This window comes from Paraburkholderia pallida (genome assembly GCF_004524855.1).
Taxonomy (GTDB): domain Bacteria; phylum Pseudomonadota; class Gammaproteobacteria; order Burkholderiales; family Burkholderiaceae; genus Paraburkholderia; species Paraburkholderia oxyphila.
In genome coordinates this window covers 855712-869335 of record NZ_CP038151.1, presented here as the reverse complement: position 1 = coordinate 869335, position 13624 = coordinate 855712, and the positions used below count along the sequence as shown (strand labels likewise).

At 65.9% G+C, this 13624-nt stretch carries 12 protein-coding genes and 1 pseudogene; 7 read left to right on the top strand and 6 right to left on the bottom strand.

The genetic code is table 11. The features are described from left to right. Nucleotides 1-61 precede the first annotated feature (61 nt). Nucleotides 62-244: pseudogene (locus E1956_RS38700) on the bottom strand (rhodanese-like domain-containing protein); the annotation flags it as partial. A 28-nt stretch (nucleotides 245-272) separates the two neighbouring features. Continuing rightward, nucleotides 273-1280: a zinc-dependent alcohol dehydrogenase family protein gene (locus tag E1956_RS38695; RefSeq protein ID WP_134758610.1), complete on the bottom strand. Its 1008-nt coding sequence runs from the start codon at nucleotides 1278-1280 to the stop codon at nucleotides 273-275. Nucleotides 1281-1753: 473 nt separating this feature from the next. On the opposite strand from E1956_RS38695, the gene E1956_RS38690 reads away from it, so the two are divergent. Next, nucleotides 1754-3082, top strand: a complete 1329-nt coding sequence (locus E1956_RS38690) for an MFS transporter (RefSeq protein ID WP_134759640.1) — start codon at nucleotides 1754-1756, stop codon at nucleotides 3080-3082. A gap of 29 nt (nucleotides 3083-3111) precedes the next feature. Here E1956_RS38690 and E1956_RS38685 read toward each other — a convergent pair whose 3' ends face one another. Together E1956_RS38685 and E1956_RS38680 are read right to left on the bottom strand one after the other, a co-directional pair. After that, nucleotides 3112-3492, bottom strand: coding sequence for a DUF427 domain-containing protein (locus E1956_RS38685; protein ID WP_134758609.1), 381 nt, complete (start codon nucleotides 3490-3492; stop codon nucleotides 3112-3114). A gap of 131 nt (nucleotides 3493-3623) precedes the next feature. Further along, nucleotides 3624-4454 carry a MetQ/NlpA family ABC transporter substrate-binding protein gene (locus E1956_RS38680; protein ID WP_134758608.1) on the bottom strand — a complete coding sequence of 277 codons (831 nt, stop codon included), beginning with the start codon at nucleotides 4452-4454 and terminating at the stop codon, nucleotides 3624-3626. Between the two features lie 250 nt (nucleotides 4455-4704). On the opposite strand from E1956_RS38680, the gene E1956_RS38675 reads away from it, so the two are divergent. The 6 genes from E1956_RS38675 (at nucleotide 4705) to E1956_RS38650 (ending at nucleotide 12117) form a co-directional block, all read left to right on the top strand. Further along, nucleotides 4705-6258: an MFS transporter gene (locus tag E1956_RS38675; RefSeq protein ID WP_134758607.1), complete on the top strand. Its 1554-nt coding sequence runs from the start codon at nucleotides 4705-4707 to the stop codon at nucleotides 6256-6258. Between the two features lie 130 nt (nucleotides 6259-6388). After that, a complete protein-coding gene (locus E1956_RS38670) occupies nucleotides 6389-7651 on the top strand; it encodes an SfnB family sulfur acquisition oxidoreductase (protein WP_134758606.1) in 1263 nt (420 codons plus the stop codon). A 35-nt stretch (nucleotides 7652-7686) separates the two neighbouring features. Then, on the top strand, nucleotides 7687-8952 hold the full coding sequence (locus E1956_RS38665; protein WP_134758605.1) for an SfnB family sulfur acquisition oxidoreductase: 1266 nt from the start codon (nucleotides 7687-7689) through the stop codon (nucleotides 8950-8952). Then, the gene (locus E1956_RS38660; protein WP_134758604.1) at nucleotides 8952-10328 is read left to right on the top strand and encodes an LLM class flavin-dependent oxidoreductase; all 1377 of its coding nucleotides are present in this window, start codon (nucleotides 8952-8954) and stop codon (nucleotides 10326-10328) included. The genes E1956_RS38665 and E1956_RS38660 overlap by 1 nt, the downstream gene beginning before the upstream one ends. Before the next feature lie 196 nt (nucleotides 10329-10524). Further along, on the top strand, nucleotides 10525-10788 hold the full coding sequence (locus E1956_RS38655; RefSeq protein WP_134758603.1) for a helix-turn-helix domain-containing protein: 264 nt from the start codon (nucleotides 10525-10527) through the stop codon (nucleotides 10786-10788). 3 nt (nucleotides 10789-10791) lie between these two features. Next, nucleotides 10792-12117, top strand: coding sequence for a type II toxin-antitoxin system HipA family toxin (locus tag E1956_RS38650; RefSeq protein ID WP_134758602.1), 1326 nt, complete (start codon nucleotides 10792-10794; stop codon nucleotides 12115-12117). A gap of 48 nt (nucleotides 12118-12165) precedes the next feature. Here the strand turns inward: E1956_RS38650 and catC are convergent, their stop codons facing one another. After that, on the bottom strand, nucleotides 12166-12444 hold the full coding sequence (catC, locus tag E1956_RS38645; protein WP_028217466.1) for a muconolactone Delta-isomerase: 279 nt from the start codon (nucleotides 12442-12444) through the stop codon (nucleotides 12166-12168). A 27-nt stretch (nucleotides 12445-12471) separates the two neighbouring features. Then, entirely contained in the window at nucleotides 12472-13617 is a 1146-nt protein-coding gene (locus E1956_RS38640; RefSeq protein WP_134758601.1) for a muconate/chloromuconate family cycloisomerase, read from the bottom strand. Nucleotides 13618-13624 lie beyond the last annotated feature (7 nt).

The window sequence follows — 13624 nt, the reverse complement described above, 5'->3', positions numbered from 1 at the left end:
CAGACGCGAGTGTAGTGGAGCGGTGGCTTGCCGAAGGGCACCGCTTGCGGCGCACGGCAGGTCACGCCTTGGCCTCGCTGTTGTCCAGCTCGAACCCTTCGTCCAGCCATCCCGTGACGCCGCCGATCATGATCTTGACCGGGCGGCCGAGCCGCGCGAGGCGGATTGCTCCGCGCGTCGCGCCGTTGCAATGGGGGCCCGCGCACCAGGTCACGAAGAGTGTGTCCATCGGATAGTCCGCGAGCCCGGGAGGTACGCCCGCACTTAATGCATCAGTACTCCAGAACAATCTTCCCAAAGTGCCCGCCTGCTTGCTGCAGCCGGAACGCATCGGCGATTGCCTCCAGCGGGAATGAACGGTCGATCACCGGCTTGACGCCAGTCGCGTCGAGGGCCCGCACGAGGTCGATCTGGTGCTGGCGGCTCCCGACGATCAAACCCTGCAGGCGCTGCTGGCGGCGCATCATCGTAGCGGTAGGCACCGGGCCCGCGAGACCGGTCAGCACGCCGATCAACGCGATATGGCCGCCGACTCGCGTAGCCAGAATGGACTGTTCGAGCGTGCCTGGGCCACCTACCTCGACCACGTGATCGACGCCGCGTCCGTCCGTGAATTCCAGCACCTTCTGCGCCCATTGCGGCTCGCGTCGATAGTTGATCGTGTGGTCCGCGCCAAGCTCCCGGGCGCGTTCGAGCTTCTCGTCGGATGAGGACGTGGCGATCACCGTCGCGCCCATCGCCTTGGCGAGCTGCAGCGCGAAGATCGACACGCCGCCGGTACCCAGCACCAAAACCGTTGCACCGGCCTTGAGCGCGCCGTCCACCACCAGCGCGCGCCAGGCGGTCAGCCCGGCCGTCGTGAGCGTGGCCGCTTCGGCGTGGCTGTAGCCGCGCGGGCTGTGCGTGAACGCCGTGGCGGGCGCGACCACGGCTTCACGCGCGTAGCCGTCGACACCGTCACCGGGCGTCGCGGAGAAGTCGGGGATCGTGGGCTCGCCGTCGAGCCAGGGTGGGAAGAACGTGGATACCACGTGATCGCCCACGGCGAATTCGCTCACGCCCGGCCCCACGGCTTCGACTACGCCCGCGCCGTCGGACATGGGAATGCGCCCGTCGGCGGCGCCCATATACCCGAGGACGACACCCAGGTCGTGGTAGTTCAGCGAACTGGCGTGCAGCCGCACGCGGATCTCCCCCGCCTGCGGCTCGCCTGGCGCGGCGATATCCACGAGCTTGAGATTGTCGAGCCCGGCGGGCGCGATCAGCTTGATGGCTTTCATGAAGATCTCCTGGAGACGCCGCAGCGCGGCGCCGTGGGTGTTGGCTAGCTTGCCGTCCTGGGCACCAGACGAAGCATAGACGTGCGCACGCAATCCGGTGGCGAGTGCGGCTGTCTGGAAGCCGCAGCAGCCACGATGGCTACGCGAGTTTACTTTTGACAAATTGATTTGCTATTGACAAATAAATTCTTGCACTCCTATGATGCGCACACGGTAGTTGCAAGTGGGTTGTCGTCGCAATGCAGGCATGCTGCGATGCGGCATTTGCTTGTCCCCGAGTCTGGGGCTGGATCTTCCGGAGCTTTCATCGAGTCATTCCCAAGGCGCGCTAGACGCCACTGAACGGAGATCCGCATGGCGCTGATCTCCCCTCAAAGTTTGGAGACAGGTACATGCCGCAATCGATCACCACGGACCGCGCGTCCGCCCCCACGCTCGTCGTCGCCTCCCAGACGGGAACGTCCCAGACGGGCATGTCCCAAACGGGCATGTCCCAGACGGGCATGTCCCAAACCAGCGACGACCTGCTGTACCGCAAAGTCTCGTGGCATGTCATTCCGTTTCTGTTCGTCTGCTACGTCGTGTCGTTCCTCGACCGCATCAACATCGGCTTCGCGCAGCTGCAGATGAAGCACGACCTCGGCTTCAGCGACGCGATGTACGGGCTCGGCGCCGCCATCTTCTACGTGGGCTATGTGCTCTGCGAAGTGCCCAGCAACATGCTGCTCGCGCGCTTTGGCGCGCGCCGCACGTTCATGCGCATCATGCTGCTGTGGGGTGTCGCATCGACCTGCATGATGTTCGTGCATACGCCTACGCACTTCTACGCGCTGCGTTTCCTGCTAGGTGTATTCGAGGCGGGTTTCTTCCCTGGCATCGTGCTGTATCTGACCTACTGGTTTCCGGCGCGCCGGCGTGCCGCGGTGTTCTCGATCTTTTTCGCGGGCGTCGCGGTTGCCGGCGTGCTGGGCGGGCTCGTGTCGGGCTGGATCATGCGCGACATGGGCGGCGTGATGGGGCTGGAAGGCTGGCGCTGGATGTTCGTGATCGAGGGCCTGCCCGCCGTGCTGCTTGGTCTGATGGCGGCGTTCTGGCTCGTCGATGGCCCGCAGCAGGCGCGCTGGCTCAGCGATGCGGAAAAAGCCCACTTGATCGCGCAGCGTGACGGCGTAGCCATGGGCACGGCCACGCCTGCAACATCGCATTCGTCACGCTCGTTCGGCGCGGCGCTGTGCAATCCGCGTGTCTATTTGTTTGCGTTCATCTATTTTTCGCTGACCTGCGCTTCGCTCACGCTCAACTTCTGGATGCCGCTGATGATCCGCGATTTCGGCGTGCATGACGTGCTGGCGATCAGCCTCTATACCGTGATTCCGAACGCCGTGGGCGCGGTAGGCCTCATGCTGATCGCTCGCCGCTCCGACCGGCGCGGCGAGCGCCGCTGGCATTTCGCGGCGTGCACCGTCGGCGGCGGCATCGCGCTGTCGTTGCTCACGCTGCACCTGGCGAGCTTTGCCACGATGATGGCGATTCTCTCGGTGGCCGCCGTGCTGATCTTCGCCGCGCTGCCGATCTTCTGGGCGGTGCCGTCCGCCTATCTCACGGGCAAGGCGGCCGCCGCGGGCATCGCGCTCATCAGCAGTATTGGCATTACGAGCGGGATCGTGAGTCCGTGGGCGATCGGGCTCATCAAGACGCATACGGGCAGCATGGACAGCGCGCTATACGTGCTGACCGCGCTGCTGGTGGCGAGCGGCGTGGCGTTGCTGGTCGGCGTGCCCGCCGCGCAAAAGGCGCGCTGAGGGTGCGCCGGGAAGCTGCGCCGTCTTCTTCAGGCGTCGAGTTCCTCAATGGAATCCACCCGGTCGTGATAGAAGGCCAGATGGTCCTTGATTTGCGCGACGGCGTCGTGTGGCGTCTCATAGGTCCACACCGCGTTGATCGAGCGCTCGCCGCCCGGCACGATCGAGTAGTAACTGCAGTCGCCCTTATAAGGGCACCAGGTGGCATGGTCTGTGCGCGCGAGCAGCGACATGTCGGCGTCTTCGCGCGGCACGTAGAACACGGCCGGGTAGTTCGCCTCGCGCAGCATCAGCGCCCGGCGCGTATCGGCGACGGTCTTGCCCGCGACCTTCACGACCACGCGCAACGGGCTGGGCTCGATCGTGATGGGATGGTCCGGGCCGGGAATCTTCACGGTTTTCGTGTGCATGGCGGCACTCCTTGCAGGCGTGAATCGGGGGCCGGAGCGCGCTGACGCGGCTCGCGGCCGATGCCTTGCAGTGTAGGGCGAAAACCGCTTCTGCCGCTTGGACTGGTTTCGGGCGCGGCCTGTGCGCGGTGTTATTGCTGCGGCGCGCCGTTCCAGGCGGGCAGGGTGGCGCCGTGATACACGGCGCGAATCTTGGCGGCGACGTTCGGCTGCTGATAGCTGGCGACGAGCGTGCGCACCCAGGGTGCATTCGCGTCCTTCTCGTTGACGGCGATGAAGTTGCGGTACGGGCTACCGTCTACCTTCTCCTGCGCGATGCGCTCTTGCGGAATGCGGATGCCGGCCTTGATCGCCCAGTCGGTATTGACCACGGCGGCATCGAGGTCGCCGATCGCACGCCCGACGATGCCCGCATCGAGTTCCTTGATCTTGAGTTGCTTCGGATTGCTTGCGATATCGCGAACGGTGGGAAGCAGGCCAACGTCGCTGCGCAGCGTGATGAGACCCTGCGATTGCAGCAGCAACAACGCGCGGCCCTCGTTGCTCGGATCGTTCGGCACGCCGATGGTTGCGCCCGTCGGCAGCGCTGCGACTGAAGAATGCTTGCGCGAATAAAGGCCGATCGGCTGCACGTAGGTGAAGCCCACGGGCACGATCGCGTAGTGGCGGGCGGCGACTTGCGCATCCAGATACGGCTTGTGCTGGAACGCGTTGGCGTCGAGGTCGTGCTCGGTGAGTGCCTCGTTGGGCTGCGTGTAGTCGGAGAAGGTGCTCACCTTGACCTCGATGCCGTGCTGGGCGGCATTGGCGGCCACCACGCGCCAGACGTCTTCGTCTTCGCCGGACATGATGCCCACGCGCACGGTTTGCGCCGCCTGTGCTGACGGCATGAGCGTCGCGCCGGCGATGAGCGCGAGCGAGGCAAGCCCCGTTGCCAACAGTGTTCTCTTGTTCTTGTTCATGCGTGTGTGCCCGTGAGGTGGTGAACGATGTGGCGATGCTAGAGGGCGCCCGCACGATGGCCAAACAATTTCGCGCGCAATGTTTATTGCATGTGCGCCGATAAGCACTGCACGGCAAGTGCATAGCGCCCCGTGGGCGGCTTGCATGCCGGTTTTCGCAACGGGCGCAAAGCATATGCGAAAACGTCGTTTTGCCGCGTGCCGGGCTATGTCTACGATGCTGCGAACGCCATTCATACGGGTTTCGCTCATGTCCACCTTAGCCTTTCCTTCGCGCGACGGCGGCATCGACGCGCGCGCGGCCGCCGCCACCGATGCCGTTCATCCACACCTCGTTATCCGCTCTGCCGAAGACGTCGCACGCATTGTCAACGCGGGCCCCGCGCAGGGCAACAGGACGCGCGCCGTTATCGCGATCGCACTGGGCGGCGTGTTTCTCGACGCCTACGATCTCACGTCGCTCGCGTATGGCGTAAAAGACATCGCGCGCGAATTCGCGCTCTCGCCCGCGCAGGTGGGTTTCGTTTCCGCTGCGATCGCGTTCGGCGCGATCCTGGGCGCGCTGTTCGGCGGCTATCTCACCGACCGCATCGGACGCTATCGCGTCTTCATGGCCGACATGTTGTTCTTCGTCGTTGCCGCGATAATCGCGGGCCTTGCGCCCAACGCGTGGGTGCTGGGCGGCGCACGCTTCCTGATGGGTTTCGGCGTGGGGCTCGACTTGCCGGTGGCGATGGCGTTCCTCGCGGAGTTCTCGCGCGTGGCCGGGCGCGGCAACAAGGCGGCGAGCGTCGCGGCATGGTGCCCCGCGTGGTACGCGGCCACGAGCACGTGCTATCTGCTGATACTTGCGCTCTACGCGGTGCTGCCCGCGCATCATTCGGGCTGGCTCTGGCGCCTGACGCTCGCGTTCGGCGCGGTGCCGGCGATCGTCATCATTCTCGTGCGGCACCGCTATATCAGCGAGTCGCCGGTGTGGGCCGCGAATCAAGGCGATCTGGAAGGGGCCGCTCTCATCCTGAAGCAGTCCTGGGGTGTCGACGCTGTGGTCGAGCGCAACGTGGGCGAGGCGGCGGGCGATTCAGTGCCCGCTCACGCGCCGCACGCCGCTTCGTGGCGCAACTATGGCGTACTGTTCAACGCCACTTACCGGCGCCGCACGATACTCGCGGCGACCATAGGCGCGGCGTCTTCGTTCGGCTACAACGCGATCATCTTCGGCCTGCCCGTGATCATTGCGAGTTTTCTTCAGCAGGGGCCGCTCACCACCATCGTCGCTTCGCTGCTGCTCAATCTGCTGTTCGCGTTCGTGGGCGGCCTGATTGGCGTGCGCGCCGCGCCCACGGTGGGAGCATGGAAGATGACCGTGCTCGGGCACGCGCTGCAGGTGAGCGCGCTGGTTGGCCTCGCGCTGATCGGCCATCCGTCGAATGGGACGTTCGTCGCGCTCGCCATCGTGCTGCTGGGGGCGTATCTGTTCGCTCAGGGATTCGGGCCCGGCTCGCATTCGATGACGTATGCCTCGCTCAGCTATCCCACCTCGCTGCGTGGCATAGGCGTGGGCTTCAATCAGACGCTGGTGCGCTCGGCGTCCACTGTTTCGCTGTTTCTCTTTCCGGTGCTGGCAGCGGCGCTCGGCACGAAAGTGTTCTGGGTGATCGCGATTGCGCCGCTCGCTTCATTGCTCGTGTTGCTAGCGATCCGCTGGGAGCCTTCGGGCTACGACATCGACAGCGAAGATTACCGGCCGGCCGGTGCCAAGCAGGCACGGGCCGACGATTGCCCGGCGTGCATGCGCGCATAGCCATAATCGTCATATGCAATCGTGGATTAACTAGTAGGGGATTGTGCGTTGCGCTGTTCAAATGATTAGCGGGACCCGCCCAGCGCTGTACGACGCGAGCGGGACGCTAACCCGATCAGTTCGAATTGCCATGCCGACTAGTGAATTCTCCAACGCCGCGGCGCGTCAGCCGCGGCTTCCCGATCCGCGCCGCGTGCGCCGCATTGCGAACGATGCCGAAGCGCTCGCGGCAGCCCATACGCTCGCGCAAACCATCGCCCCCGGCACCTCGCAGCGCGATCGCGAACGCGTGCTGCCATGGGACGAACTCGATAGCTGGTCCGAAAGCGGCCTGGGCGCGATTACGGTGCCGCGTGCGTTCGGCGGCGCCGATGTTTCGTACGCGACGCTCGCCGAAGTATTCGTGCTGCTCTGCGCGGCCGATCCTGCATTTGGCCAGATTCCGCAAAATCATTTCGGCGTGCTGGGTATCCTGCGCGAGATCGGTACTCCCGTGCAGCAGGCGCGCTTTTACGGCGAAGTGCTGGCGGGGCAGCGCCTTGGCAATGCTGGGCCCGAGCGCCGCTCCGCCGCTTCCGCCACGATCCTGCAAGGCGCGACGCGTTTGTCCACAACGTCCGAAGGCTTGAGACTGAACGGCGAGCGTTTTTACTCGACGGGCGCGCTGTTCGCGCACCGCGTGCCCACGCGCGCCATCGACGAGCAGGGGCGCGCCGTACAGGTCTGGGTGCCGCGTAACGCGCCCGGTCTCGCCGTGATCGACGACTGGAGTTCATTCGGACAACGCACGACGGCAAGCGGTACCGTGCGCTTCGACAACGTTGCCATCGATCCCGAAGACGTCCTGCCGATCTGGCAACTCTCGGACCGTCCAGGCCTGTACGGGCCCACTTCGCAGTTGATCCAGGCGGCGATCGATCAGGGCATCGCCGAGTCGGCGGTTGCCGACGCGCTGAACTTCGTGCGCGAGCGTGCCCGGCCGTGGGTGGATTCGGGCGTGGCCCGCGCGGCGGACGACCCCTACATCATCGCCGATATTGGACGGCTGCAAATCGATCTGCACGCGGCGCGCGAAGTATTGCTCGAAGCGGGCCGCACGCTCGATGGGCTCGCCGCCGATGCGTTCGGCGATGGCCTCAGTGCCGAAGCGAGCGCGCGCGCTTCGGTAGCCGTGGCACGCGCAAAGGTGCTGACCACGCGCATCGCGCTGGAAGCGAGCGAAAAGCTCTTCGAGCTTGCCGGCTCCTCAGCCACGCGCGCCGCACACAACCTCGACCGGCATTGGCGCAACGCGCGCACGCATACGCTGCACGACCCCGTGCGCTGGAAGCTGCATCTGCTTGGCAACTATCACCTGAACGGCGCGCTGCCCGCACGACATTCATGGAACTGATGAAGCATCGTATGAAGACTGAAGGGAACTGAAGCATGAACGTCGAAATTTCTTCCACGCTTCTGGAGCCGCCTGTCCAGACGGCTGAGCCGCGCCCCGCGCACGCACCTTCGAATCCACCGGGGCGCATCAAGGACGACGCACACGCGATTGCCACTGCACAACGTCTTGCGAATGCATTTGCAGAGGACGCAGCGCTGCGCGATCGTGAGCGCCGTTTGCCCTGGGCCGAGCTCGATGCGTTCGTCGCGAGCGGGCTGTGGACGATCACGGTGCCGCGCGAGCATGGGGGCCCGGGCGTGAAGAGCGGCACGCTCGCAGAGGTGACGGCGACCATCGCCGCGGCGGACGGCTCGCTCGGGCAGATTCCGCAGAATCATTTCTACGCGCTCGAAGTGCTGCGCGTGGGCGGGAGCGCGCAGCAGCAGCGTTTCTTCTACGGGCGCGTGCTTGCGGGCGAGCGCTTCGGCAATGCGCTGGCCGAGATCGGCCACAAGGATTTCCAGCGCCGCACGCGGCTTTCGCGCGATGCGCGCGGCTGGCGCGTCGACGGACGCAAGTTCTATTGCACAGGCGCACTCTACGCGCATTGGATTCCCACGCTGGTGGTGAGCGAAGAAGCAGGCCGCGACGTGACGTATCTCGCGTTCGTGCCGCGTGGCGCGCCGGGCGTGACGATCACCGACGACTGGGACGGCTTCGGCCAGCGCGTGACGGGCAGCGGCTCGGTGCAGTTCGACGACGTGCGCGTCGAGCAGGATTGGATCGTGCCGTTCCAGGCCTCGTTCGAGCGGCCGACGACCATCGGGCCACTTGCGCAGATCCTCCACGCGGCCATCGATCTCGGGCAGGCGCGCGGCGCCTTCGAAGCGGCGCTGCAGTTCGTGCGCGAGCACTCGCGCCCGTGGATCGACGCGAAAGTCGAGCGCGCCGCCGACGATCCGCTCACGCTCGTTCAATTCGGCGATCTTTCTGCGCGTCTGGCCGCCGCCGAGGCGCTGGTGCGCCGCGCAGGCCGCTACGTGGACGCCGCACAAACCGCGCCGGGAGAGCGCACCGTAGCGGAGGCATCGATTGCCGTGGCCGAAGCGCGCGCGCTCACCACGACGGTTTCGCTCGAGGCAGGCTCGCGCCTTTTCGAGCTCGCGGGCACGGCGGCCACGCTCGACGGTCTCGGGCTCGATCGTTTCTGGCGCAACGCGCGCACGCACACGCTGCACGACCCCGTGCGCTGGAAGTATCACGCTGTCGGCAACTTCTATCTGAACGATGCGCTGCCGCCGCGGCACGGAGCCTTGTGATGGCCAATCCGGACAAGGAGATCCTTCTCAACGCGTTCAACATGAACTGCGTGGGGCATATCAATCATGGGCTGTGGACGCATCCGCGCGACCGTTCGACCGATTACCGGCAACTGGCGTATTGGACCGATCTCGCGCGCACGCTGGAACGCGGTCTCTTCGACGGGCTTTTTCTCGCGGATATCGTGGGCGTCTACGACGTGTATCAACGCAATGTCGACGTGACGCTGCGCGAGTCGATCCAGTTGCCGGTGAACGACCCGACGCTGCTGGTGCCCGCGATGGCGGCCGTCACGCAGCATCTGGGCTTCGGCGTGACGGTGAATCTCTCATATGAGGCGCCGTATCTGCTTGCGCGGCGCTTTTCGACGCTCGATCACCTCACCCAGGGGCGCATTGGCTGGAACATCGTGACCGGCTATCTGGACAGCGCGGCGCGCGCCATGGGCGTGCCGGAGCAGTTGCCGCACGACGAGCGCTACGAGCGGGCCGACGAATACCTGGAGGTGCTCTACAAGCTCTGGGAAGGCAGTTGGGAAGCGGACGCGGTGCTGCGCGACAAGGCGGCGCGCGTGTACGCGGATCCCGCGAAGGTCCATCGCGTGCAGCACGCTGGGCGTTATTACAACGTCGATGGCTACCATCTTGCCGAGCCTTCGCCGCAGCGCACACCGGTGCTGTTTCAGGCGGGCAGCTCGGGGCGCGGGCAGCGCTTTGCCGCGCGCCACGCCGAATGCGTGTTCATCTCGCCGCCCAATCGCGCGGTGGGACGCGAGACCGTGCGCGCGCTGCGCGAGCACATGGTGCGCGCCGGAAGGCGCCCCGATGACGTGAAGGTGTTTGTCGGCGCCGCGGTGGTGCCGGGTGCGACCGAGCGGGAGGCGCGCGAGAAGTATGCCGACTATCGCCACTATGCGAGCCGCGAGGCGGGGCTCGCGCATTTCGCGGCGAGCACGGGCATCGACTACGCGCAATACGATCTCGATGCACCGGTCGATTACGCCGGGGGCAATGCGATCGAGTCGGCCTCGCGCACGGCGAAGCAGCACGGCTGGACGCGCCGCGCGCTGCTGGAGATGTTCGAGCTGGGCGGCCGATATCCGGCGATCGTCGGCAGTGCGGCGCAGGTCTCGGACGAACTGCAGGCGTGGGTCGAAGAGGCCGGCGTGGACGGCTTCAACCTGAGCCGCACCGTAGTCCCGGAGAGCTACGAGGATTTCGTCGATCTGATCGTCCCTGAGTTGCAGAGTCGCGGCCTCTACAAGACCGCGTACGAGGCGGGCACGCTGCGCCACAAGCTGTTTGGCTCGGGCGACACGCTGCCGGAACGCCACGCGGGCGCAGCGTTCCGGCACGAGGTGCCCACGCCCGCGTGAGCGTGGCGACGCCTGGCGTGGCGATGCCCGGCGTAGCGACGCCCGGCGCGGTGGTGTTCAATGCTCCTGGCGTGCGGATTGGAGGAGGTTTCCGCAATATTGGCTATGGTGATATTCCCAGTTTATGCTTGTAAATGATATTGTCAAGATATCGTCCACAGGCATATAATCGGTTTATGCTTCACAGGAATATCCCATGAAGATCATCGTCCATACGCCGACGGGGCTCGCCGAGATCCTGCATTCGGCCAGAAAGTCGTGCGGCATGACCCAGGCTCAGGCGGCCGCATCGCTCGGCATTGGGCAGCCGCGCCTGTCCGCGCTAGAAACCACCGGCACGGCGAGCATCTCGCTCAACCAGATGCTCGCGCTGCTCGCGCTCTACGACCTCGAACTGTGCGTGCAGTCGCGCGACCGGAGCGAGCTCTACGAGGCGCGCGAAGACCAGCCGGAGTGGTAGGCGATGGGGCGCAAATCGCACTCGCGCACGCTCTCGATCTGGGCCAACGGTGAGCGCGTCGGCACCTGGACGCTGCCTCCCACGGGCGAGACCGAGCTGCGCTACGACCCGGAGTGGAAGGCTTCGGCAGCGGGGCGGCCGCTTTCGCTCTCGCTGCCGTTCGGCGTGGGCGAGCGGCCGCTGCGCGGCGCGCGCGTCTATAACTACTTCGACAATCTGCTGCCCGACAGCACACACATTCGCCGGCGCATTGCGGCGCGCTTTGGCACCGACTCGCTCGGTGCGTTCGATCTGCTCAAGGCGATCGGACGCGATTGTGTCGGCGCGGTGCAATTGCTGGGCGAGGACGAGACGCCCGAGCGCATCGAACGCATCGAGGGCACGCCGCTCGACGATGCCGCCATCGAGCGGCTCCTGCTCGAAACCTCGGGCGCGCTGCCGGGCGGCACGGGCGACCCCGACGAAGAGCTGCGCATCTCGCTCGCGGGCGCGCAGGAAAAGACCGCGCTGCTCCATCACGAGGGCCGCTGGCATCTGCCGCACGGCGCCACGCCTACCACGCATATCCTCAAGCTGCCGCTTGGCCTGATCGGCCATCGCAAGGTGGACTTTCTGACCTCGGTGGAGAACGAGTGGCTCTGTCTGGCCTTGCTCAAGGCCTATGGGCTGCCCGTATCATCGGCGCGCATCGCCACATTCGGCGCGCAGAAAGTGCTGGCCGTCGAGCGCTTCGACCGCGCCGTTTCGCGCAGCGGCGCGCTGCTGCGCTTGCCACAGGAGGATTTTTGCCAGGCGCTCGGCGTGCCGCCGCACTTCAAGTACGAATCCCAGGGCGGCCCTGGCGTGCGCGAGATCGCTGACCTTTTGCGCCAATCGCAAGCCGCGCGCGAGGACATCGAAACGTTTCTCACCGCGCAGATCGTCTTCTGGATGATGGCCGCGCCCGACGGCCATGCGAAGAATTTCAGCCTGCGGCTGTTGCCGGGTGGGCGCTTTCAGCTCGCGCCGCTCTACGACGTCATGTCGATCTGGCCCGTGGAGGGCGACGGCGGCAATCAATGGTCGTGGCACAAGGCCACGCTGGCGATGGCGATGTGGGGCAAGGGGCGGCACTATCGTATGCGCGACGTCAAGCGTGCGCATTTCGACACCACCGCGCAGCTGTGCCACTACGGCGCCGATGCCGCGCCTATCGTCGAGCGTCTGGTCGCGCGTACCCCGGCAGTCATCGACGAAGTGGCCGCCACGTTGCCGGAGGGGTTTCCGGAGCGCGTGGCCGCCAAGCTGTTCGACGGCCTGCGCTTCTCCGCGCAGCGGCTTGCTTCGTAACTTCGCCGCCGCGCTCGTTAAGCTGCAGGCACGCAGCGAACGGGGAAATCAGCGGATAGAAGAAGGATGCTTCGCGAGCGGCGTGACGTGCATCTTCATGTACGGGAAGAGCGGCAGTCCGGAAAGCAGCGTGTGCAGCTCGTCGTTCGACTCCACGTCGAAGACGCTGTAGTTCGCGTATTCGCCCACCACGCGATAGAGCGCCTGCCACTTGCCTTGTCGCTGCAGATCCTGCGAGTAGGCCTTTTCGCGCGCCTTGATCTCCTCGGCTTGCGCGGCGGGCATGTCGGTGGGGATGTGCACATCCATACGTACCAGAAACAGCATCGTTCGATCCTCAGTCAATTAAAGTAATCAGGAAGCCGCGACGCTAGCACGCGGCTTGTCGCGACGATAATGCGCGAGCTTGTCTTCGTCGAGCGCGACGCCAAGCCCGGGGCCATCCGGCAGATGCAGGCAGAAGTCGCGATACGCGGGCCGCTCGACCACGATGTCGTCCTTCACGAGCAGCGGCCCGAACAGCTCCGTGCCCCACGCAAGCCTCGGCAGCGTCGCGAAGCAATGCGCTGCCGCGAGCGTGCCCACGCTGCCTTCGAGCATCGTGCCGCCGTAGAGCGCCATGCCGCCCGCGTCGCCCACGGCGGCGGTGCGCAGCGTGCCGTAGAGGCCGCCCGACTTCATGATCTTCAGCGCGAACACGTCGGCGCACGCGCCGCGCACGAGGTCGATGGCGTCCTCGGGCCCCATCAGCGTTTCGTCGGCCATGATCGGCACGACGAAACGCGCAGCAAGCCGCGCGAGCGCCGCGCGCTGCTCGCGCGGCACCGGCTGCTCGATCAGGTCGATGCCGGCCGCTTCGAGCATGGCGATGCCGGTTGCGGCCTCGGCTTCGTTCCAGGCCTGATTGACGTCCACGGTCACGCGGGCACGGTCGCCCAGTGCGCGCTTGATAGCCGACACGTGCGCCACGTCTTCGCGCACGCTGCGCCGGCCGATCTTGAGCTTGAACGTGTCGTGTCGGCGCTCGCCGAGCCAGCGCTCCGCTTCCTCGATATCACGCTGCGTGTCGCCGCTCGCGAGCGTCCACAGCGTGGGCAAGGCGGTGCGCACCGCGCCGCCCAGAAGCGTGGAGAGCGAGACGCCCAGGCGCTTGCCCTGCGCGTCGAGCAGCGCCGTTTCCAGCGCGCACTTCGCGAAGCGGTTGCCGCGCGCGACCTTGTCGAGCCGGGCCATGGCCGCGTGCACATTGGTTGCGTCCACACCTTTGAGCGCGGGTGCGAGATAGGTGTCGATGGTGAGCTTGATGCCTTCGGGGCTTTCGTCGCCATACGAGAGGCCACCGATGGTGGTGGCCTCGCCGATGCCTTCGATGCCGTCGCTGCAGCGCAACCTGACGATGACGAGCGTCTGCTGCTGCATGGTGGCCATCGCGAGCTGGTGGGCGCGAATGGTCGGCAGATCCACGAGGATCGCTTCAACGGAGCTTACGGTTGCGTTCATACCTGGC